The sequence below is a fragment of the Desulfosarcina sp. genome (genome assembly GCF_046496365.1).
Lineage (GTDB): Bacteria > Desulfobacterota > Desulfobacteria > Desulfobacterales > Desulfosarcinaceae > Desulfosarcina.
The window spans coordinates 1-15,647 of sequence record NZ_JAWOHB010000141.1; the positions used below are offsets into that span (position 1 = coordinate 1).

General features: G+C 58.0%; 18 protein-coding genes. 12 read left to right on the top strand and 6 right to left on the bottom strand.

From position 1 onward, the window contains the following. Positions 1-33: 33 nt before the first annotated feature. From narH to R6V78_RS13485, 4 genes are read left to right on the top strand one after another with little or no spacing between them, the layout of a single operon-like run. Entirely contained in the window at positions 34-1,455 is a 1,422-nt protein-coding gene (narH, locus tag R6V78_RS13470) for a nitrate reductase subunit beta (RefSeq protein WP_410289884.1), read from the top strand. Positions 1,456-1,484: 29 nt separating this feature from the next. Then, complete coding sequence (gene narJ / locus R6V78_RS13475) at positions 1,485-2,045, top strand: nitrate reductase molybdenum cofactor assembly chaperone (protein ID WP_410289885.1); 561 nt, start codon at positions 1,485-1,487, stop codon at positions 2,043-2,045. Positions 2,046-2,063: 18 nt separating this feature from the next. Continuing rightward, positions 2,064-2,759 (top strand): respiratory nitrate reductase subunit gamma, encoded by a 696-nt coding sequence (narI, locus tag R6V78_RS13480; protein ID WP_410289886.1) that lies wholly within the window; start codon positions 2,064-2,066, stop codon positions 2,757-2,759. Positions 2,760-2,799: 40 nt separating this feature from the next. Further along, positions 2,800-4,089, top strand: coding sequence for an MFS transporter (locus R6V78_RS13485; protein WP_410289887.1), 1,290 nt, complete (start codon positions 2,800-2,802; stop codon positions 4,087-4,089). Here R6V78_RS13485 and R6V78_RS13490 read toward each other — a convergent pair. Beyond that, entirely contained in the window at positions 4,086-4,241 is a 156-nt protein-coding gene (locus R6V78_RS13490) for a hypothetical protein (protein WP_410289888.1), read from the bottom strand. The two genes, R6V78_RS13485 and R6V78_RS13490, sit on opposite strands and share 4 nt — an antisense overlap. A 392-nt stretch (positions 4,242-4,633) precedes the next feature. Between R6V78_RS13490 and R6V78_RS13495 the strand changes: the two genes are divergently transcribed. Beyond that, positions 4,634-5,218, top strand: coding sequence for a hypothetical protein (locus R6V78_RS13495; RefSeq protein ID WP_410289889.1), 585 nt, complete (start codon positions 4,634-4,636; stop codon positions 5,216-5,218). A gap of 222 nt (positions 5,219-5,440) precedes the next feature. After that, entirely contained in the window at positions 5,441-6,379 is a 939-nt protein-coding gene (locus R6V78_RS13500) for a hypothetical protein (RefSeq protein ID WP_410289890.1), read from the top strand. Between the two features lie 122 nt (positions 6,380-6,501). On the opposite strand, the gene R6V78_RS13505 is transcribed toward R6V78_RS13500, so the two are convergent. The 3 genes from R6V78_RS13505 to R6V78_RS13515 form a co-directional block, all read right to left on the bottom strand. Then, positions 6,502-7,500, bottom strand: a complete 999-nt coding sequence (locus tag R6V78_RS13505; RefSeq protein WP_410289891.1) for a class I SAM-dependent methyltransferase — start codon at positions 7,498-7,500, stop codon at positions 6,502-6,504. Between the two features lie 153 nt (positions 7,501-7,653). Then, complete coding sequence (locus R6V78_RS13510; protein ID WP_410289892.1) at positions 7,654-7,803, bottom strand: hypothetical protein; 150 nt, start codon at positions 7,801-7,803, stop codon at positions 7,654-7,656. 39 nt (positions 7,804-7,842) lie between these two features. Further along, on the bottom strand, positions 7,843-8,292 hold the full coding sequence (locus tag R6V78_RS13515; protein WP_410289893.1) for an Hsp20/alpha crystallin family protein: 450 nt from the start codon (positions 8,290-8,292) through the stop codon (positions 7,843-7,845). A gap of 312 nt (positions 8,293-8,604) precedes the next feature. Between R6V78_RS13515 and R6V78_RS13520 the strand changes: the two genes are divergently transcribed. The 5 genes from R6V78_RS13520 (at position 8,605) to R6V78_RS13540 (ending at position 13,470) form a co-directional block, all read left to right on the top strand. Next, entirely contained in the window at positions 8,605-10,062 is a 1,458-nt protein-coding gene (locus R6V78_RS13520) for a 30S ribosomal protein S1 (protein ID WP_410289894.1), read from the top strand. 2 nt (positions 10,063-10,064) lie between these two features. After that, the gene (gene trxB, locus R6V78_RS13525) at positions 10,065-11,042 is read left to right on the top strand and encodes a thioredoxin-disulfide reductase (protein WP_410289895.1); all 978 of its coding nucleotides are present in this window, start codon (positions 10,065-10,067) and stop codon (positions 11,040-11,042) included. Further along, entirely contained in the window at positions 11,039-11,626 is a 588-nt protein-coding gene (locus tag R6V78_RS13530; RefSeq protein WP_410289896.1) for an acyloxyacyl hydrolase, read from the top strand. Before trxB ends, R6V78_RS13530 begins: the two co-directional genes overlap by 4 nt. Before the next feature lie 94 nt (positions 11,627-11,720). Continuing rightward, complete coding sequence (locus R6V78_RS13535) at positions 11,721-12,791, top strand: AI-2E family transporter (RefSeq protein ID WP_410289897.1); 1,071 nt, start codon at positions 11,721-11,723, stop codon at positions 12,789-12,791. A 208-nt stretch (positions 12,792-12,999) separates the two neighbouring features. Then, positions 13,000-13,470, top strand: a complete 471-nt coding sequence (locus R6V78_RS13540; RefSeq protein ID WP_410289898.1) for a cyclic nucleotide-binding domain-containing protein — start codon at positions 13,000-13,002, stop codon at positions 13,468-13,470. A 79-nt stretch (positions 13,471-13,549) separates the two neighbouring features. On the opposite strand, the gene R6V78_RS13545 is transcribed toward R6V78_RS13540, so the two are convergent. Beyond that, the gene (locus R6V78_RS13545) at positions 13,550-13,861 is read right to left on the bottom strand and encodes a DUF6122 family protein (RefSeq protein WP_410289899.1); all 312 of its coding nucleotides are present in this window, start codon (positions 13,859-13,861) and stop codon (positions 13,550-13,552) included. A 6-nt stretch (positions 13,862-13,867) separates the two neighbouring features. Further along, complete coding sequence (locus tag R6V78_RS13550; RefSeq protein WP_410289900.1) at positions 13,868-14,974, bottom strand: DUF362 domain-containing protein; 1,107 nt, start codon at positions 14,972-14,974, stop codon at positions 13,868-13,870. 170 nt (positions 14,975-15,144) lie between these two features. Here R6V78_RS13550 and R6V78_RS13555 point away from each other — a divergent pair. Continuing rightward, positions 15,145-15,647: hypothetical protein (locus tag R6V78_RS13555; RefSeq protein WP_410289901.1), on the top strand; the 503-nt coding region annotated here is incomplete at its 3' end.

Here is a 15,647-nt window from a genome sequence, read left to right on the forward strand (position 1 = left end):
TCATCGTGCGCAGAGCCGGGGAGGTGGACTGGTATGAAGATTAAAGCCCAATACGCCATGGTGTTGAACCTGGACAAGTGCATCGGCTGCCACACCTGCAGCATCCCGTGCAAAAACGTGTGGACCAACCGCGACGGCGCCGAATACATGTGGTTCAACAACGTCGAATGCAAACCCGGCATCGGCTATCCGAAAAAATGGGAAAACCAGGAGGTTTACAAAGGCGGATGGCAACTTCGTGGCGACACGCTGAAACTAAAAGCCGGCGGCCGCGTTCACAAAGGCCTCAACATCTTCCACAATCCCGACCTGCCGGTCATCGACGACTACTACGAACCGTGGAATTACGACTATGCCCGGCTGATCGAAAGCCCCAAACGCAAGCACCAGCCCTCCGTGCGTCCCCATTCCCGCCTGACCGGCCAACCGATGAAACTCAAGTGGGGTCCCAACTGGGAGGACGATCTGGCCGGCCTGGGCGAAACCGGCGCCGGAGACGTCAATTTCAAAAACCTGGAGATTCAGACCTACCTGCAGTTTCGCAACGTGTTCATGTTCTGGCTGCCGCGCCTGTGCGAGCACTGCCTCAACCCGGCCTGCGTGGCTTCCTGTCCCTCCGGTGCCTTGTACAAACGTGATGAGGACGGCATCGTCCTGGTGGACCAGGAGCGCTGCCGGGGCTGGCGCTACTGCGTATCGGGCTGTCCGTACAAGAAAGTCTATTTCAACTGGAAGACCGGGCGGGCGGAAAAGTGCATCTTCTGCTATCCCCGCGTCGAGGCCGGCCTGACCACCCTGTGCGCCCACAGCTGCGTCGGCCGCATCCGCTACGTGGGGGTTTTACTTTACGATGCGGACCGCATCGGCGAGGCGGCAGCCGCACCGTCCGACCAGTCCGTCTACCCGGCCCACCTGGAGATCCTGCTCGACCCCAACGATCGCGATGTCGCGCGCCGCGCCGCCGCCCAGGGAATCGCGCCGAACATGCTGGCGGCCGCCAGGCGGTCGCCGACCTATGCCCTGATCAAAGCGTGGCGTCTGGCCCTGCCGCTGCACCCCGAATTTCGGACCCTGCCCATGGTGTGGTACGTGCCGCCGCTGAGTCCGGTCAGCAGCCAGGTGGATTCTTCCCGGGAATCGGAGACCATCGACCGCATGCGCATTCCCATGGCCTACCTGGCCAACCTGCTCACCGCCGGTGACGAGGCCCCCGTCCGGACGGCCCTCAAACGCCTCTCGGCCGTTCGTCAATACATGCGGGCCCAGCGGGTGGAAAAGCGGTCCGACACCGGCCTGCTCGATGCGGTGGGACTCGACGAAGAAACGGTCGGAAAGATGTATCGCCTGCTGGCCCTGGCGCGCCTGGAGGATCGTTTTGTTCTGCCGACCAAACCCGTTCAGGATGACGATAACTACGCCCGGCAGGGCTGCTGCGGCTTTGGTGAAGCATGTTAAGCACATACGATGGGAAGGACAGACCGACGATGACCGGACACCCGACCGATTCGCTGCACGTGCTGTCTGTGCTGCTGCACTATCCCGACGAGGACCTGTTAAACAGCCTGGATGAGATTGAATCGTCTGTCACCAATTGGCCGCTGTCAGAAACGAAAGCTGCCATCCAGGCGTTTGTCAGCGAGCTTAAAACCCTGAATCCCATCCACGCCCAGGAGAGATATACGGCGCTCTTCGACATCGATCCTGCAGCGACTTTGAACATGACCTACCACGCATATGGCGAGAACGAAAAGCGGGCGGCTGCGCTGGCGAACCTGCAGCACAACTACGAGCAGGCCGGGTGGGAGCGCATCACGGGGGAATTGCCCGATTATCTGCCCATGCTGCTCGAATTTCTTTCGATATGTCCGCATCCGGAACATACCGGACCGGTTTGGCAGTGCCTGCAAGGCCTCCAGCCGCTGGTTGCACGTCTGGAAAAAAATGCACCCGTCTACGCGGCCTTGTTGCAACCGATTGTTCGCATGGCAGTTAAACACTGCCCATCGGTCGACAACGGCGACCATCCGCCCGGAGCAAATGCGTAGCCCGCAGGAGGAAATCACATGGACCTGTTCTATACGCTCATTTTCACGGTCTTTCCCTATTTGTGTCTCACCACCTTCGTGGTCGGACACGGCTACCGCTACGTGACCGACCGCTATGGGTGGAACGCCCGTTCCAGTGAATTTCTGGAAAAAAAAGCCCTCTTCCCGGGATCGGTGCTGTTTCACTGGGGCATCGTGTTCACCTTTCTGGGCCATGCCGGCGGCCTGCTGATTCCGCAGCGGGTCTTTGACCGCTTCGGCATCGACAGCCAGGCGCATCTGGCGATCGCCTACTGGAGCGGCCTGGCTGTCGGCCTGGCCGCTTTTGCCGGCCTGCTGCTCCTGCTGAAGCGACGTTTGACCCACCCGCGCGTCCAGGCGGTCAATCGGACAAACGACACCATCACCATCGGCGCGCTGGTCATTGTCGTCGGCACCGGGCTTTTCAATGTGGTGTTCGGGCATTTCAACGTGCTGTTTACCGTGGCACCCTGGATCCGGGGGATCGTGACCTTCACGCCCGATGCCATGCTGATGAAGACGGTTCCCCTCGGCTTCAAAATTCATGTGATCGCAGCCTGGGCGCTGCTCGGTTATTCGCCATTCAGCCGCCTGATCCACATATGGAGTCTGCCGCTGACCTATTATTTTAGAAGCCATATCCTGTTTCGTCGTGGGGTGCCGCGTCCCGGGCTGCCAACGTCCAACCGCTGAGCCGTATGCCGACCGGGTGGTAACCTGTGAGGTGAATCTGATGAATGAAAATGTCTGCTACGCCAAATCCAGTCCGCGAGAAGCCTTAACCTGGTCAACCATCGCATTTTTCGGCGGATTTGCGGGTGTCTCCGCCTTCGGCCCTATCGTACCCACCCTCAAGCAGACCATGACGCTAAGCCCGCTGCTGATGGGGTTGCTCGCCGCCAGTCCCGCCTTAACCGGCTCTTTGTTGAGGATTCCCTTCGGCGCCATGGTGGATCGCACAGGCGGGAAAAAACCGATCCTGATTCTCCTCACCATGGCCGTCCTGGGCGTTGCCGGCATCACCTTGATGTTCGGTCTGTTTCCCGACCCGCAGCCAGCCCACTATCCCTTTTTTCTGCTGTTCGGTATATTGAGCGGCTGCGGCATTGCCACTTTTTCCGTGGGCATCCCATCGGTTTCCTACTGGTATCCTCAGCGGGTCCAAGGGTCGGCACTGGCCATCTATGCCGGGCTAGGAAACCTGGCACCCGGTATGTTTGCACTTCTCCTGCCCTCTTTGGTCGTCTGGCTGGGGTTCACCATTTCATATGTGCTCTGGCTTGGGATTCTGGTTTTACTTGTCGTGCTGGTGTTCATATACATGCAGGACGCCCCGTATTTTCAATACCGGGAAATGGGCATCGAGATCGACCCGGACGCCCTGTTGCTGGCCTGTGGGGAAGAGCTGCTTCCTTCAGGCAAAGCCATGGATTCGATCCGAAAGGCCGGATCCGACTGGCGCACATGGGTGCTGACCTACTACTATTTCATCACCTTTGGCGGGTTTATCGCGCTCACCGTCTGGTTTCCGACCTATTGGTCCGAACTGTTTACCATCGGGTTGGTCCAGGCCGGCCTGCTGACCGCGTTGTACTCACTTTCCGCCAGTCTTTTCCGTGTTGCCGGCGGCTATGCTGCCGATCGCGTCGGCGGAGAAAAAGTCACCCTGGCCTCGTTCGGGGTCGTCGCCGCCGGCTCGTTGATGATGATCCTGTCAGGCCGGTCAATCGGTGGGGCGCTGGCGGGCGTGATTCTCCTGGCGCTGGGCATGGGATTTGCCAATGCGGCGGTTTTCAAGCTGGTCCCCAAATACACGCCGGCTGCGGTTGGTGGTGCAGCCGGTATTGTCGGCGGGCTAGGTGCATTCGGCGGGTTCGTTATACCGCCACTGATGGGGTTTTTCGTCAAACTCAATGGCAATGCCGGCTATTCTCACGGGTTTGTGGTGTTTTTGACCCTGGCTCTGCTGGCCGTTGGACTGATGGCTGCATTGAACCGGCAGGTACCCGCAAAACACCTTTAGCGCGCGTTCCCCTTTTTATTGCGCCGATCTCCCTTCCTTTTGTCTATTTTCGGGTCCAGCATGGTATGGACTTTTCGCCTCTCCTTGCCGCTGCGTTCTTCAGCATCCTCGAAGCCTCGCGGCGTGGGACGATGGTCTATTCTATCGATCATTGTTTTACTCCCTCCTGGATTTGTCCGCGATGCCGCCGTTGCGGACTAAAAAAACCCCTGCCGTTGACTGAATGGCGGCCAACCCGTCTAAATGGGAAAACGACCGCGCTTTTCGGTTTTACGCGCGATCAGCCCCATATTAACAATAAGCATGCCAATAGCTGGGAAATCAAAATTTCTATATAATTTCAATAGGAAAAGAAATCTACAACCTGCCGACAGGTGGTAGATTGTGAATATAATGCCGCAATGATAAGAGAAAAAATACCCACAACGAGCAACGGCAAGACCGGCCTCTCAGGACCCCGTCAACATCCGGAAACAAACGCCTTCGGGCGCCACCAGGAACAAAACGGGTTTGATCCCCGTGCCGGGAGATGGTATCAAGGCGCATGATGATAAACCGAATCAATCCGATCCTGGCCCTGCTGGTGGTTTTTATGTTGGGTGCAGATCCCGGACGCGCCCTGGCGCAGGACCTTGCCCTGGCCATCTACGCCGGACAGCTGACCAAAGAAAAATGGGAAGATGCGGTTTCGTCTGAGGCTGACTTTGCCGATGCGACGATTATCGTGGCGGCAGGTTCCTGGACGTTCGCCCGCCTGTTCGACGACAAGCTCTCTTGGGAGGTTGAGGCCCAGGTGGGCAAGTACGTCGGTGAACAGGACCACTGGGAGTTCAATTTACCCATCGTCGGATTGCGCTGGCACCGGTTTCCCTGGGAAACATACCTGGCCACCAGCCTGGCATGGGGGATTGGTCCCTCCTATGCCACCCGCGTACCGCAAGTCGAGGTGGAAACCAGCGGCGAAAGCAGCCGCTGGCTGATCTACTGGTTTGGGGAGCTGACCCTTGGCCCGCCTGCGGCTGACTGGGAAATCATGATGCGGCTGCATCACCGTTCGGACGGGTTCGGCAGCGTGGCCGATGACGGTGGCTCGAATGTGCTCTGCGCGGGCATTCGCTTCAGATTTTAGGCTGCCGGCCACAAGTGCAGTCGAGGCGCCGCAGGCCGGTGGCTTGGCCTGTGGGGCCGGATGAAAACGATCCGGTCAGCTTCCAGCGGAGATGCGCCGGCCGGAGTGGATCCGGTTTGTCAATTTCGGGATCAAGGTGCCTCTGCCGCGGCCCTGGCATCGCTGATCAGAGGTGTCTCGCGTTTCCCGACCCGCGGCCAATTTTCTCGCAAGGAGGTACCGATGCATCCTGTCCGGCCGACTCAGGCTCGATTGGTCTCATTGATGGTCATACTCGCAGTGCTGCTGGTCGGCCCAGCCGATGCCCGCTCGTCGGCTGCTTCGCAAAGGGAACGCACCCCAACCAGCTACCGGTTCTCCTACACCCCCATTTACCAGTTCGCAACCGATCTGGACAGCGGCGGCAGTTTCGATGTGCATCGCCATTACCTGCGGTTCGACGTTTCCCGCTTCATCGACCCACACTGGACGGTGGGCCTCGGACTGGGCCTCGATTACGAACGCTGGGATTTTTCCGGCATCGACGGCCTGTCCGGCGTCGACCTGTGGGATGAGATTTTCAGGCCGGGCATCAGCCTTGCCGTTTTTTACAGCACCGCAAGCAATTGGCGGTTCGGGGTTGTGCCTTCCATCGATTTTGCCGTTGCGAGCGGCGCCCATGCCGGTGAATCCCTCTCCTACGGTGCGGTGCTCTCAGCGGCCTACGCCTTCGGGCCGGGTCTGGTGCTGGGTCTGGGCGCCGGTGTTTTTGAACGTCTGGATCAGTCGGAGGTCTTTCCTTTTGTGGTCATCGACTGGAAGATCAATGATCGACTGCGGCTGGCCAACCCCTTTCGCGCCGGGCCGGTGGGGCCGGCCGGACTGGAGCTGGTCTACACCCGGGACGCCGTCCTGGAGATGGGCGTGGGCGGTGCCTACCGGTCATACCGTTTCCGCCTGGACGACAGCAGCGTGGTGGCTGACGGCATCGGCGAAGTGGATTTCTGGGCGCCCTTCATTCGGATCGGCTGGCGCCTGGGCGAGCACTTCCGGCTGGACCTCAACGGCGGAGCCTTGATTGGCGGCAGTATCGCCATCGAAGATGAAAACGGCAACAAACGGGGGGAGACGGACTACGACACGGCGCCGTTTGCAGGCCTGACCCTGAAAGGGCAATTCTAAGGGCGGCGTGGCGATCCTGCGGGCCATCATCAAAGCCCTTTCCGACCCGGTTCGCGTTCACCCGAAAGGCATTGATCGCAAAGCATACGGGCCCATATCGAGACCCGGGAATTGGATCAACCCTATGCGATCGTGATGCGCCAGCAGCGGTGGATGGTTTTGCGTTTGTTGAGGTAATCCTCGGGGATCGTTTCGGCGGTGATTTCCTTGACAGCTGCAGCCTTCAACCCAGCCATGCGGGGTTCGAAGTTCTGGTGGTTGGTGGAGAAAAACAAGGTGGCCCCCGGTCGAAGCAGCTCACGCACGGCTTCCAGCAGCCGGGCATGGTCGCTGACGATGTCGAAAGCCACGTTGCGGGTTTTGGTGGTGGAGTAGGAGGGTGGATCCACTACGGCCAGATCGAAGCGCTGCTTTTCGCGGGCGGCAATTTTCAGAAAGTCGAAGGTGTGGGCCTGGACCAGCCGGTTGGCAGCCGGGTCCAGGCCGTTTAGCGTGAAGTTCTCACGCGCCCATTGGATGACGTTCCCCGAGCGGTCGACGGAGACCGTTTTTCGGGCGCCGCCCCTGGCGGCGTAGCATGTAAATGATGCCGTGTAGCAGTACAGATTGAGAAAATCTTTTCCGGCCGCCAGCGCCCGGACCATCTGCCGGGTGTCCCGGTGGTCGGCGAACAGACCCGTATCGACAAAATCATATGGATTGACCAGAAACTTGAGGTCCCTTTCGGAAAGGACGATTTTCCTGTCGGTTTGGTCGATGCGTTCGTAGCGGCTGCCATCCTGTCGGCCGGCCCAGCGCTGTTTCAGGTGAACCTTTTCCGTCGGTACATCCAGGGCCTCGGAGACGGCCCGGCCCATCAGGGGCAGCCATTCGGGCACCGACTGACGCCGCATATACTCGCCGATCACCAGGTGCCCACCGTACCAGTCCACCACGGCACGGATTTCGGGAATATCCCAGTCGTACAGCCGGAAGACCTCTATATTCTGTCGGTTGAAGCGGTTGCGCAGGTGTTTATACCGCTTCCTGACCCGGTTGGCCAACATCCGCCCCTGTTGATGAACGTGTTCGGTTGGGTTGATAGGGTTCATGGTATCCCCGCCCAGCCAGGAGCTGGACATCGATCTTGATCCGGTTAAGGCGATGAACGGATAGACAAAGCCCCACGGACATTCGATTGTGCCCGTGGGGCTTTTTTGATGCGCCGCTTAAGGCCGCTGTCCGCGCGATCATTTCAGCGCAAAACGGGCCCGTTTTATGTTTTGGCGACTCGGTCAGGCCGAGCCGCAGACATCGCAGTTGGTCAGGCAGCGTTCATACTGCTCATCCCGATTCTCAATCTTTCGATCCGAACCGGACCAGAATTTAATGATGCACTGACTGATGCACTCTTTTTCGTTGGGTACGATTTGTCTTGATTTCATGGCGATGCTCCTTATGGATCGGGTTACCCATGCAGGCGCTCAATCAATGTCCACGGCGATCTGCCTGGGTTTGTCCTCTTCTGGCTTGGGGATTTCCACCACCAGCACGCCATTTTTGAATTTCGCCTTGATCTCCTCCGGCAGGATCATGGCATGCAGGGTGAAGGCCCGGTGAAATTTGCCGCATATGCGTTCCCGGCGATAGTAGTTGGTTGCCTGGAGTGCAGGATCGGCCGATCGCTGTCCGCTGATGGTCATCACATTGTCCTTGACTTCCACCACGACATCCTCCCTATTCACCCCGGGCAAATCGGCGGCAATGACGACCCCCTGGTCGGTTTCATAAATATCCACACTGGGTGTCCAGGCGCACAGGGGTACCTTGTCCTGATCATGCACCTGATGGGGAAACGAATCATCGAAGAGCTTGTTGATGCGGTCCTGCAGGGTGGCAACATTTCCCAGCGGATCCCATTTGATGACGGCCATGACTTCTCCTCCTGGCAGATTGGGTGGATGTTCCGGCAACCAACGGCCGCTTCGGCAACCAAAGCGGCGCAATGCCGGTGGAGTAGACTGGTGCAGCCAAGCCTATCGATTGGCATTGTCATTGCTAGGGAAAGCTTATTCATCTTGAGGCCGTTGTCAACCCCGTTCACGGATATTCAGGCCGGTGTATCCGCCGATGAACCGGGTCCTGGCCCGAGACCCTCGAATTGGTCATCAACCGACAATAGGCTTGCAAAAGTGATTGTTTTCTGGTGAAGTTGCCGCACCTTTTAATGAACTGGGAGATCAACCATGAACGACGATTTTGAAAACGAATCCCCTGAGGCGGAAGCGAGCTTTGCCGAACTGTTCGAATCCTACAGTGCCGGCATGAATGAAAATATCCAGGTGGGCGACCGTATCCGTGGACGAATCATCTCCATTGGCAGCAGCAGCGTGTTTGTGGACACAGGCACCAAAGTGGACGGCGTGGTGGAGCGATCCGAGCTGCTCGACGACGATGGCCAGCTCTCCCTTGTCTTAGGCGACGAACTGGATTTGTACGTCGTTGCCGCCGACGAAAGTGAAATTCGCCTCTCCAGGGCCATTTCCGGCATCGGCGGACTGAATATGCTCAGGGATGCCTGGGAGCAGCGCATTCCGGTGGAGGGCAAAGTGGTGGCTGTCGTCAAGGGCGGCTTCCATGTGGAGGTGATCAAACAGCGGGCATTTTGTCCCATCAGCCAGATGGACCTGGCCTATGTGGAAGACCCGGAAACATACGTGGGCCAGACTTTTCCCTTTATCATCAAACGCTTCGAAGAGCGCGGCCGCAACGTGGTGATCTCACGGCGCGACATCCTTCAAAAGGAGCTGGAGGCCAGCCGCAAGGCCTTTATGGAAAAGCTGGACGCGGATGCGGTCTTCGACGGAACGGTGGTCCGCATCATGCCTTTCGGTGCTTTTGTAGCCCTGGCCCCCGGGGTGGAGGGGCTGGTGCATATCAGTGAGCTGAGCTGGTCCAGGCTGGATACCCCCGAGGAAGCCGTCAAGGTGGGTGATCGACTCCAGGTGAAGGTCCTCGGTGTCAAGGACGGCGACAAGCCGGGATCCAAAAAGATCTCGCTTTCGGTAAAGCAGGCCATGGGTGACCCCTGGACCGATGCCCCGAGCCGGGTTCGCGTGGGAGACAAGTTGATGGGCAAGGTAACCCGATGCGCCAACTTCGGTGCGTTCGTTGAGCTGTTCCCCGGCATCGAGGGGTTGGTGCACATCAGCGAAATGAGCTATACGCGCAGGGTAATGCGTCCGGAAGAGGTGGTGGGTCCAGGTGACGAGATCATGGTGGTGGTTAAGGAGTTCGACCTTGACCGCAAGCGGATTTCTCTGAGCATCAAGGATGCCGAGGGCGACCCCTGGGCGGACATCGAGGAAAAATTCAAGCCGGGTGGAACGGTACAGGGACGGGTGGAAAAAAAAGAGGGCTTCGGTGTCTTGGTGAACCTGGCGCCGGGCATAACCGGCCTGCTCCCCAAATCGAAGATCGCCGCCTCGGAAAAATCGGCCCAAATCGACGCACTCAAGCCCGGGGCCGCCATCACCGTGACCATCGATGGAGTCAATCCCAGGGAACGCAAAATCTCACTTGGCACCGGTGATGGAACAGATAACCAGGGCTGGCAGGAATTTTCCGGCGGAAATACGGATGCCTTGGGGACGCTGGGAGATCAGCTGAAAAAAGCCCTGTCCGAGCGGAAAAAGGGAGGTTGACGATGGCACAATCCGATTTTTATGATCTGGTAATCATCGGCGGCGGACCGGGGGGGTTATGTGCTGCCATTTATGCCATGCGTGCCGCAATGAAAACCGTACTGGTGGAAAAAGGGGTTACCGGCGGCCAGGTGACCATGAGTGACGAGGTGGAAAATTACCTGGGCTTCACCCATGTCAGCGGGGCCGAACTCTCCATGAGATTTACCCAGCACGCCCAGTCCTACGACCTGGAGATGATCTCTCAGGAGGTGACGGCGCTGGACCCGGGGCTCGATTACCACACCGTCAAACTGGCCGACGCAGCGGTGTTGAAATCCCATGCGGTGATACTGGCCACCGGCGGCAGCCCGAAGAAGCTTAATGTGCCTGGCGAACGCGAGTTCTATGGCAAGGGTGTTTCCTACTGCGCCACTTGCGACGGATTCTTCTTCAGGGGGAAGACGGTGGTGGTGGTCGGCGGAGGAGACAGCGCTGCGGAGGAGGCCCTTTACCTGGCCAAGCTGTGCAAGAAGGTATACATTGCCCATCGCCGGGACCAGCTGCGGGCCAGCAAGATCCTTCAGCAGCGAATTTTTAACGACTGCAACATCGAGATGCTCTGGAACACCGTGGTTACGGAGATCAAGGCCGGCAGCGATGGTGTCGACCGCGTCGGGCTGAAAGATACCGTCACGGCAAAGCGTCGCCAGCTGGAAGTGAACGGGGTGTTCATCTTCATCGGATTCAACCCCAACAACGAACTGGTCCCTGCCGGTACCCGCATGAACGCCGACGGCATGGTGATGACCGACCACAAGTGTGAGACCAACACTCCCGGTATATACGTGATCGGGGATCTGCGGGAAAAATTTGCCCGCCAGATCGTCCTTTCTGCAGCAGATGGATGTACGGCCGCCCTGGCCGCCGCCTATTATGTGGATGCCAAAAAATCGATGCAGGGCGAAACCTGTGCGCTGCCGATGGACACCGCTGAATGATTCTTTTGAACGCGTCTGGGCTGTATGGCGGCCTTTTTTCCGGGTTCTGGACACCGGTCCTGGTTGTGCTGATGGTCGTGAGTGGTTATGCCGATGACGATCCATCATCCACCGGTCCAATCAGGGAGATCCGTGCCGGTGTGATCGGCCATGATGTTGACGGACTGTGGAGCGGTGATTCCAAGGAGAAGGGCCCCGATCTTGGCCTCGAGGTGCTTTTCAACCGTGCGCTGTTCCACCTGTTTTGTGCCGCCGCCTACCCCAACGCAGGCATCAGCCTCAATACCCGCGGTGATACCAGCAGGGCATATGGGGGAGTTCTACTCAGGTGGGAGCCGGACTCAGCCTTTTTTTTCTCAGCGGGATTGGGCCTGGCCCTGCATAACGGCAAGCGGGATACGGATACGGCCGACCGCAAATCCCTGGGAGCGCAAGTTCTGTTTAGAATCCCAATCGAAATCGGCTATGCCTTCAACCGCCGCCACCGGCTTATGGTCGTCTTCGACCATTTGTCCAATGCTTATCTGGCGTCACCCAACGAAGGCATGGACAACCTGGGGTTGGTGTACGGATATCGATTTTGAAGGTTTTCGCCGGCCGTGACCGAACACCGCCGCTGATTCGGCCTGAACCAGTTGCATAGGCGGCAGGACCAACAGGGAACAGGGTCGTCAACCCATGTTTGAGATCTTCAGAGAGTGGAAAAATCGGCATTTTTCAGACCCCCAGCGGGTGATTCTCGGAATCATGCTGATCGCGGGAGCGGGCCTGGTCTATTTTCTGGGCAGTCTGTTGGCGCCTGTGTTCATCAGTATCATCATCGCATATCTCCTCGAAGGCATGGTCGGCGTGCTTCAGCGTTCCCGTCTGCCCCGGCTGCCGGCCGTCGCGATTGTTTTTGTCGTTTTTATGGTCGGGATGATCGTCATGATTCTGTGGCTGATTCCGCTGACCGTCAAGCAAATCAGCCAGTTGGTTCAGCAGCTGCCCGGTATGCTCTCCACGGTTCAATACCGACTGCTCCAGCTGCCCACCAGCTACCCGGAGCTTATTTCCGAAAACCAGGTCGGGCAGATAATCGATTTTCTCAACACCGGCATATCCACGCTGGGCAAACGGGTACTGACCCTGTCATTGGCATCGGTTGTGGAACTCATCCACCTGGTGGTATATCTGGTGCTGGTGCCCTTCATGGTTTTTTTTCTGCTCAAGGACAAAATGCTGCTTCTGGGCTGGGGTCGGCGTTTTCTGCCCGATAACATGGACCTTACCGAAACCGTGTGGCAGGAGGCAAACGTTCAGATCACCAACTACATCCGGGGTAAGGGCTGGGAGCTGCTGATCATCTGGGGGATCAGCTATGCCTCGTTCAAGGCCCTGGGGCTGCAGTTCGCCCTGTTGATCTCCCTTTTCGTGGGGCTGTCCGTCATCATCCCCTACATCGGCGTGACGGTCATGGGCTTTGTGATGGCCCTGGCCGCCTTTATCCAGTGGGGGTGGAGCAGTGAGTTTGCCGCGGCCATGGCTGTCTATGCGGTGATCCAGATTCTGGACGGCAACCTGCTGGCGCCCTTGCTTTTATCCGGGGTGGTGAACCTTCACCCGGTGGCCATTGTCGTCGCTGTACTTCTGTTCGGCGGCTTGTGGGGCCTGTGGGGCCTTTTCTTTGCCATTCCCCTGGCCACGCTGGCCAATGCGGTCATCAAGGCCTGGTTCGCCAGACTTGAACACCGGTCCGAGAAACCGTAATACCTGCCCTGACGGTCCTCTTTCTTGCCCAAGGTGGGGCATTCGGCCGCATCTCCAGCCCGATTCAGGGTAAAAAAACGTGTTGCCTTGAGGCGCATTTGAACTAAAATAACCTTGTGTTCAATTGCCTTTATAACCGGCGCCTATGCCCTTGATCGTTCATTGGGCAGACGGGCCAGCGAGGACCGCCATGCAGGAAACTGACTTTTTGAAAGGAAACCAAAGGGTTCTGAATGACATTAAGAAATTTGAAATCTTCGAACCGTTTCAGGACGATGAACTGCACCACCTGATGGCCATGAGCAAAATCAGGAAGTACAAATCGGGCGAAACCATTTTCGAGCAGGGCAGCGCCGATACCTGGCTCTACTTTCTGGTCTATGGACAAGTCCGGTTGATGAAGGACGGCAAACCGGTGGTTCAGCTCAAGCGCCGGGGGGATGTTTTCGGTGAAATGGGCGCCCTCGAGTGCGCGCCCCGCAGCGCCTCGGCGGTCGCCGTTGGCGAAACGGTATGCCTGGCTACGGACATTTACTACATCGAGCAGTTGACCGGGTCCGACAAACTGGCCTTCGGATATGTCATCTTCCGTGTTTTTTCGGGTGTTTTAGCCGATCGACTCAGATCGACCACCGACGAACTATTGGAATTCAAGGGGCGCAGCATCAAAATCTGGTAAAAACTGAAAACAGGGGGCTGCGCACATCGGGTGGCGCACCGGTCTGGTTTCACGATGCCTCGACCACCATGTTGCCGGTTCAGGCCATCCACAGGCAGTCGAGCCCGTCCAGCATCATATGCATGCAAAGGCCCAATCCCACCCAGCGGGTTTTGGGAACAGCGGTCAGTACCAAAAAGACCACCATGGCCTGCCAGGTGTGCAGGGGATGAAAGCCGATGCTGCAGCGGTCGGGGTCGAAGATCGGTGAGGCCAGCAGGTGATCCAGGTCGACGGCCATGGTGGCGACCATTATCGCCCAGGATTCCTTCCAGCGGTCTGGAAATCCAAAGCGGGCAACGACGCCCGGCACCAGAATGTGAAGGGCCATGTGAACGGCGGTCCGCATCATGTCGGATTAAATTCGCACCAGTTCATATTTTCGGGTGCCCAGGCCCAATTTTTCCGCGTAGTCCAGCTGGATCTCCCAGTCCACTTGGGGATAAATTCCTTTGAACTTGTCTTCACCGGGAGCGGTGTTGGCGGACAGCCGCGTACCGGCCAGGGCCGGCTCGGCATTTACCAGATCCACCGACGCCTGGTCGATGGCAACCGGATCGGTGGCGGCCACGACACCGATATTCTTAACGATGGGGGCGTCGTTGGACGGATAGCAATCGCACGCCGGCGATACATCGGTGATGAAATTCAGAAAAAGGGCTTTGCCCGGTTTTCCCTTGAGCACACCCAGGGTATATTCGACCATGTTTTCCAGAAAGACCGGTATGGAGCGGCTCCACTGCACCTCAATGGCTTCGTTGGGGCAGATGAGAATGCACTCGCCGCAGCCGATGCAGAGGTCGGCGTCGATCTGGGCTTTCTCTTCGACCATCGCGATGGCATGCTGGGAGCAATGGTCCTGGCACTCGCCGCAGCCGATGCACTGCTCTCCCGAGATTTTGGGAGACAGGCCCGAGTGCTGGGCCATTTTGCCCTTACGGGAAGCACACCCCATGCCCACGTTCTTGATGGTTCCACCGAAGCCGGACAATTCGTGGCCTTTGAAGTGGGCCACGGAGACCAGGGCATCGGCTTCTATTATATCCGTGCCAATGTACACCGACGCAAAGCGTTTCTGATCGATCGGCACCCTGGTTTCATTTTTGCCCCGCAGGCCGTCGGCGATTATCAGCGGCGCCTGCACCACAGCGTAAGCGAATCCGTTGGCTATGGCGGTGGTCAGGTGATGGGGCGCGTCACTGCGGGTGCCGGCGTAAAGGGTGTTGGCATCGGTCAGGAATGGCACTGCACCGGCTTTTTTGATCATTTCCACCACTTTGCGAACGTACACCGGGCGGATGAAGGCCGCATTGCCCATCTCTCCAAAATGGATTTTCACCGCCGTCAGATCGCGCTGATCAACCAGTGTCGCTATGCCGGCGGCTTCCATGAGCCGTCCGATTTTAGCGATGAAATTTTCCTTGATGGTGGCCCGCATATCGATGAAATAGACTGGGCTGGTCATGGCATCCTCCATTTTCGTTCTTAGCAAGCTGATCCAAGACTCATCTACCCAGGCGTCCGAATTTTGTCAAGGTTATCATCGGGCCCGGAAGCACTGGAAAAATGCAATGGATTGGGGTATACACACACGTGAAACCACGTGGCCGTTGACCCCATGGAAAGCCATTGCCAATGGATCTGAATGCCAAACTGACCGTATTGGAACACATGCTCGGCATCTACGACCGGTTTGTGAGCCAATTTGACCTGGCGTGTGAAAAGTACTGCGCCCACTGCTGTACGGCCAATGTGACCATGACCACTTTAGAGGGGTACCGGATCGTCACCCACCTGCATCAGCACGGGGAAACGGACAGACTGGAAACCATCCACCAAACGTCTCATCCCGACCGCTTCGTGCCCCGGGTGTCCATCAACCGCCTGGCCGATATCTGTTCCCGCGACGGTGATCCGCCCGAGGAGCAGTTGAACCCCGATGCCGGGCCCTGCCCGATGCTGATTCACAATGCCTGTCCCCTCTATCCGCTGCGGCCCTTTGGCTGCCGGTGCATGGTCTCCGCCAGGAGTTGCGGTCAGACCGGATTTGCCGACATGGATCCGTTTATCCTGACGGTTAACGATCTCTTTTTGCAGTCCATTGAACATATCGATGCCCAGGGCTATACGGGCAATTT

Excerpts from the sequence above, each read along its gene's own strand:
- R6V78_RS13520 (WP_410289894.1), top strand. The coding sequence starts at position 8,605 with ATGAACGACGATTTTGAAAACGAATCCCCTGAGGCGGAAGCGAGCTTT.
- R6V78_RS13535 (WP_410289897.1), top strand. The coding sequence starts at position 11,721 with ATGTTTGAGATCTTCAGAGAGTGGAAAAATCGGCATTTTTCAGACCCC.
- narJ (WP_410289885.1), top strand. The coding sequence starts at position 1,485 with ATGACCGGACACCCGACCGATTCGCTGCACGTGCTGTCTGTGCTGCTG.
- R6V78_RS13505 (WP_410289891.1), bottom strand. The coding sequence starts at position 7,500 with ATGTCCAGCTCCTGGCTGGGCGGGGATACCATGAACCCTATCAACCCA.
- trxB (WP_410289895.1), top strand. The coding sequence starts at position 10,065 with ATGGCACAATCCGATTTTTATGATCTGGTAATCATCGGCGGCGGACCG.
- narI (WP_410289886.1), top strand. The coding sequence starts at position 2,064 with ATGGACCTGTTCTATACGCTCATTTTCACGGTCTTTCCCTATTTGTGT.
- R6V78_RS13495 (WP_410289889.1), top strand. The coding sequence starts at position 4,634 with ATGATGATAAACCGAATCAATCCGATCCTGGCCCTGCTGGTGGTTTTT.
- R6V78_RS13530 (WP_410289896.1), top strand. The coding sequence starts at position 11,039 with ATGATTCTTTTGAACGCGTCTGGGCTGTATGGCGGCCTTTTTTCCGGG.
- narH (WP_410289884.1), top strand. The coding sequence starts at position 34 with ATGAAGATTAAAGCCCAATACGCCATGGTGTTGAACCTGGACAAGTGC.
- R6V78_RS13545 (WP_410289899.1), bottom strand. The coding sequence starts at position 13,861 with ATGATGCGGACCGCCGTTCACATGGCCCTTCACATTCTGGTGCCGGGC.
- R6V78_RS13485 (WP_410289887.1), top strand. The coding sequence starts at position 2,800 with ATGAATGAAAATGTCTGCTACGCCAAATCCAGTCCGCGAGAAGCCTTA.
- R6V78_RS13550 (WP_410289900.1), bottom strand. The coding sequence starts at position 14,974 with ATGACCAGCCCAGTCTATTTCATCGATATGCGGGCCACCATCAAGGAA.
- R6V78_RS13500 (WP_410289890.1), top strand. The coding sequence starts at position 5,441 with ATGCATCCTGTCCGGCCGACTCAGGCTCGATTGGTCTCATTGATGGTC.
- R6V78_RS13515 (WP_410289893.1), bottom strand. The coding sequence starts at position 8,292 with ATGGCCGTCATCAAATGGGATCCGCTGGGAAATGTTGCCACCCTGCAG.
- R6V78_RS13490 (WP_410289888.1), bottom strand. The coding sequence starts at position 4,241 with ATGATCGATAGAATAGACCATCGTCCCACGCCGCGAGGCTTCGAGGAT.
- R6V78_RS13510 (WP_410289892.1), bottom strand. The coding sequence starts at position 7,803 with ATGAAATCAAGACAAATCGTACCCAACGAAAAAGAGTGCATCAGTCAG.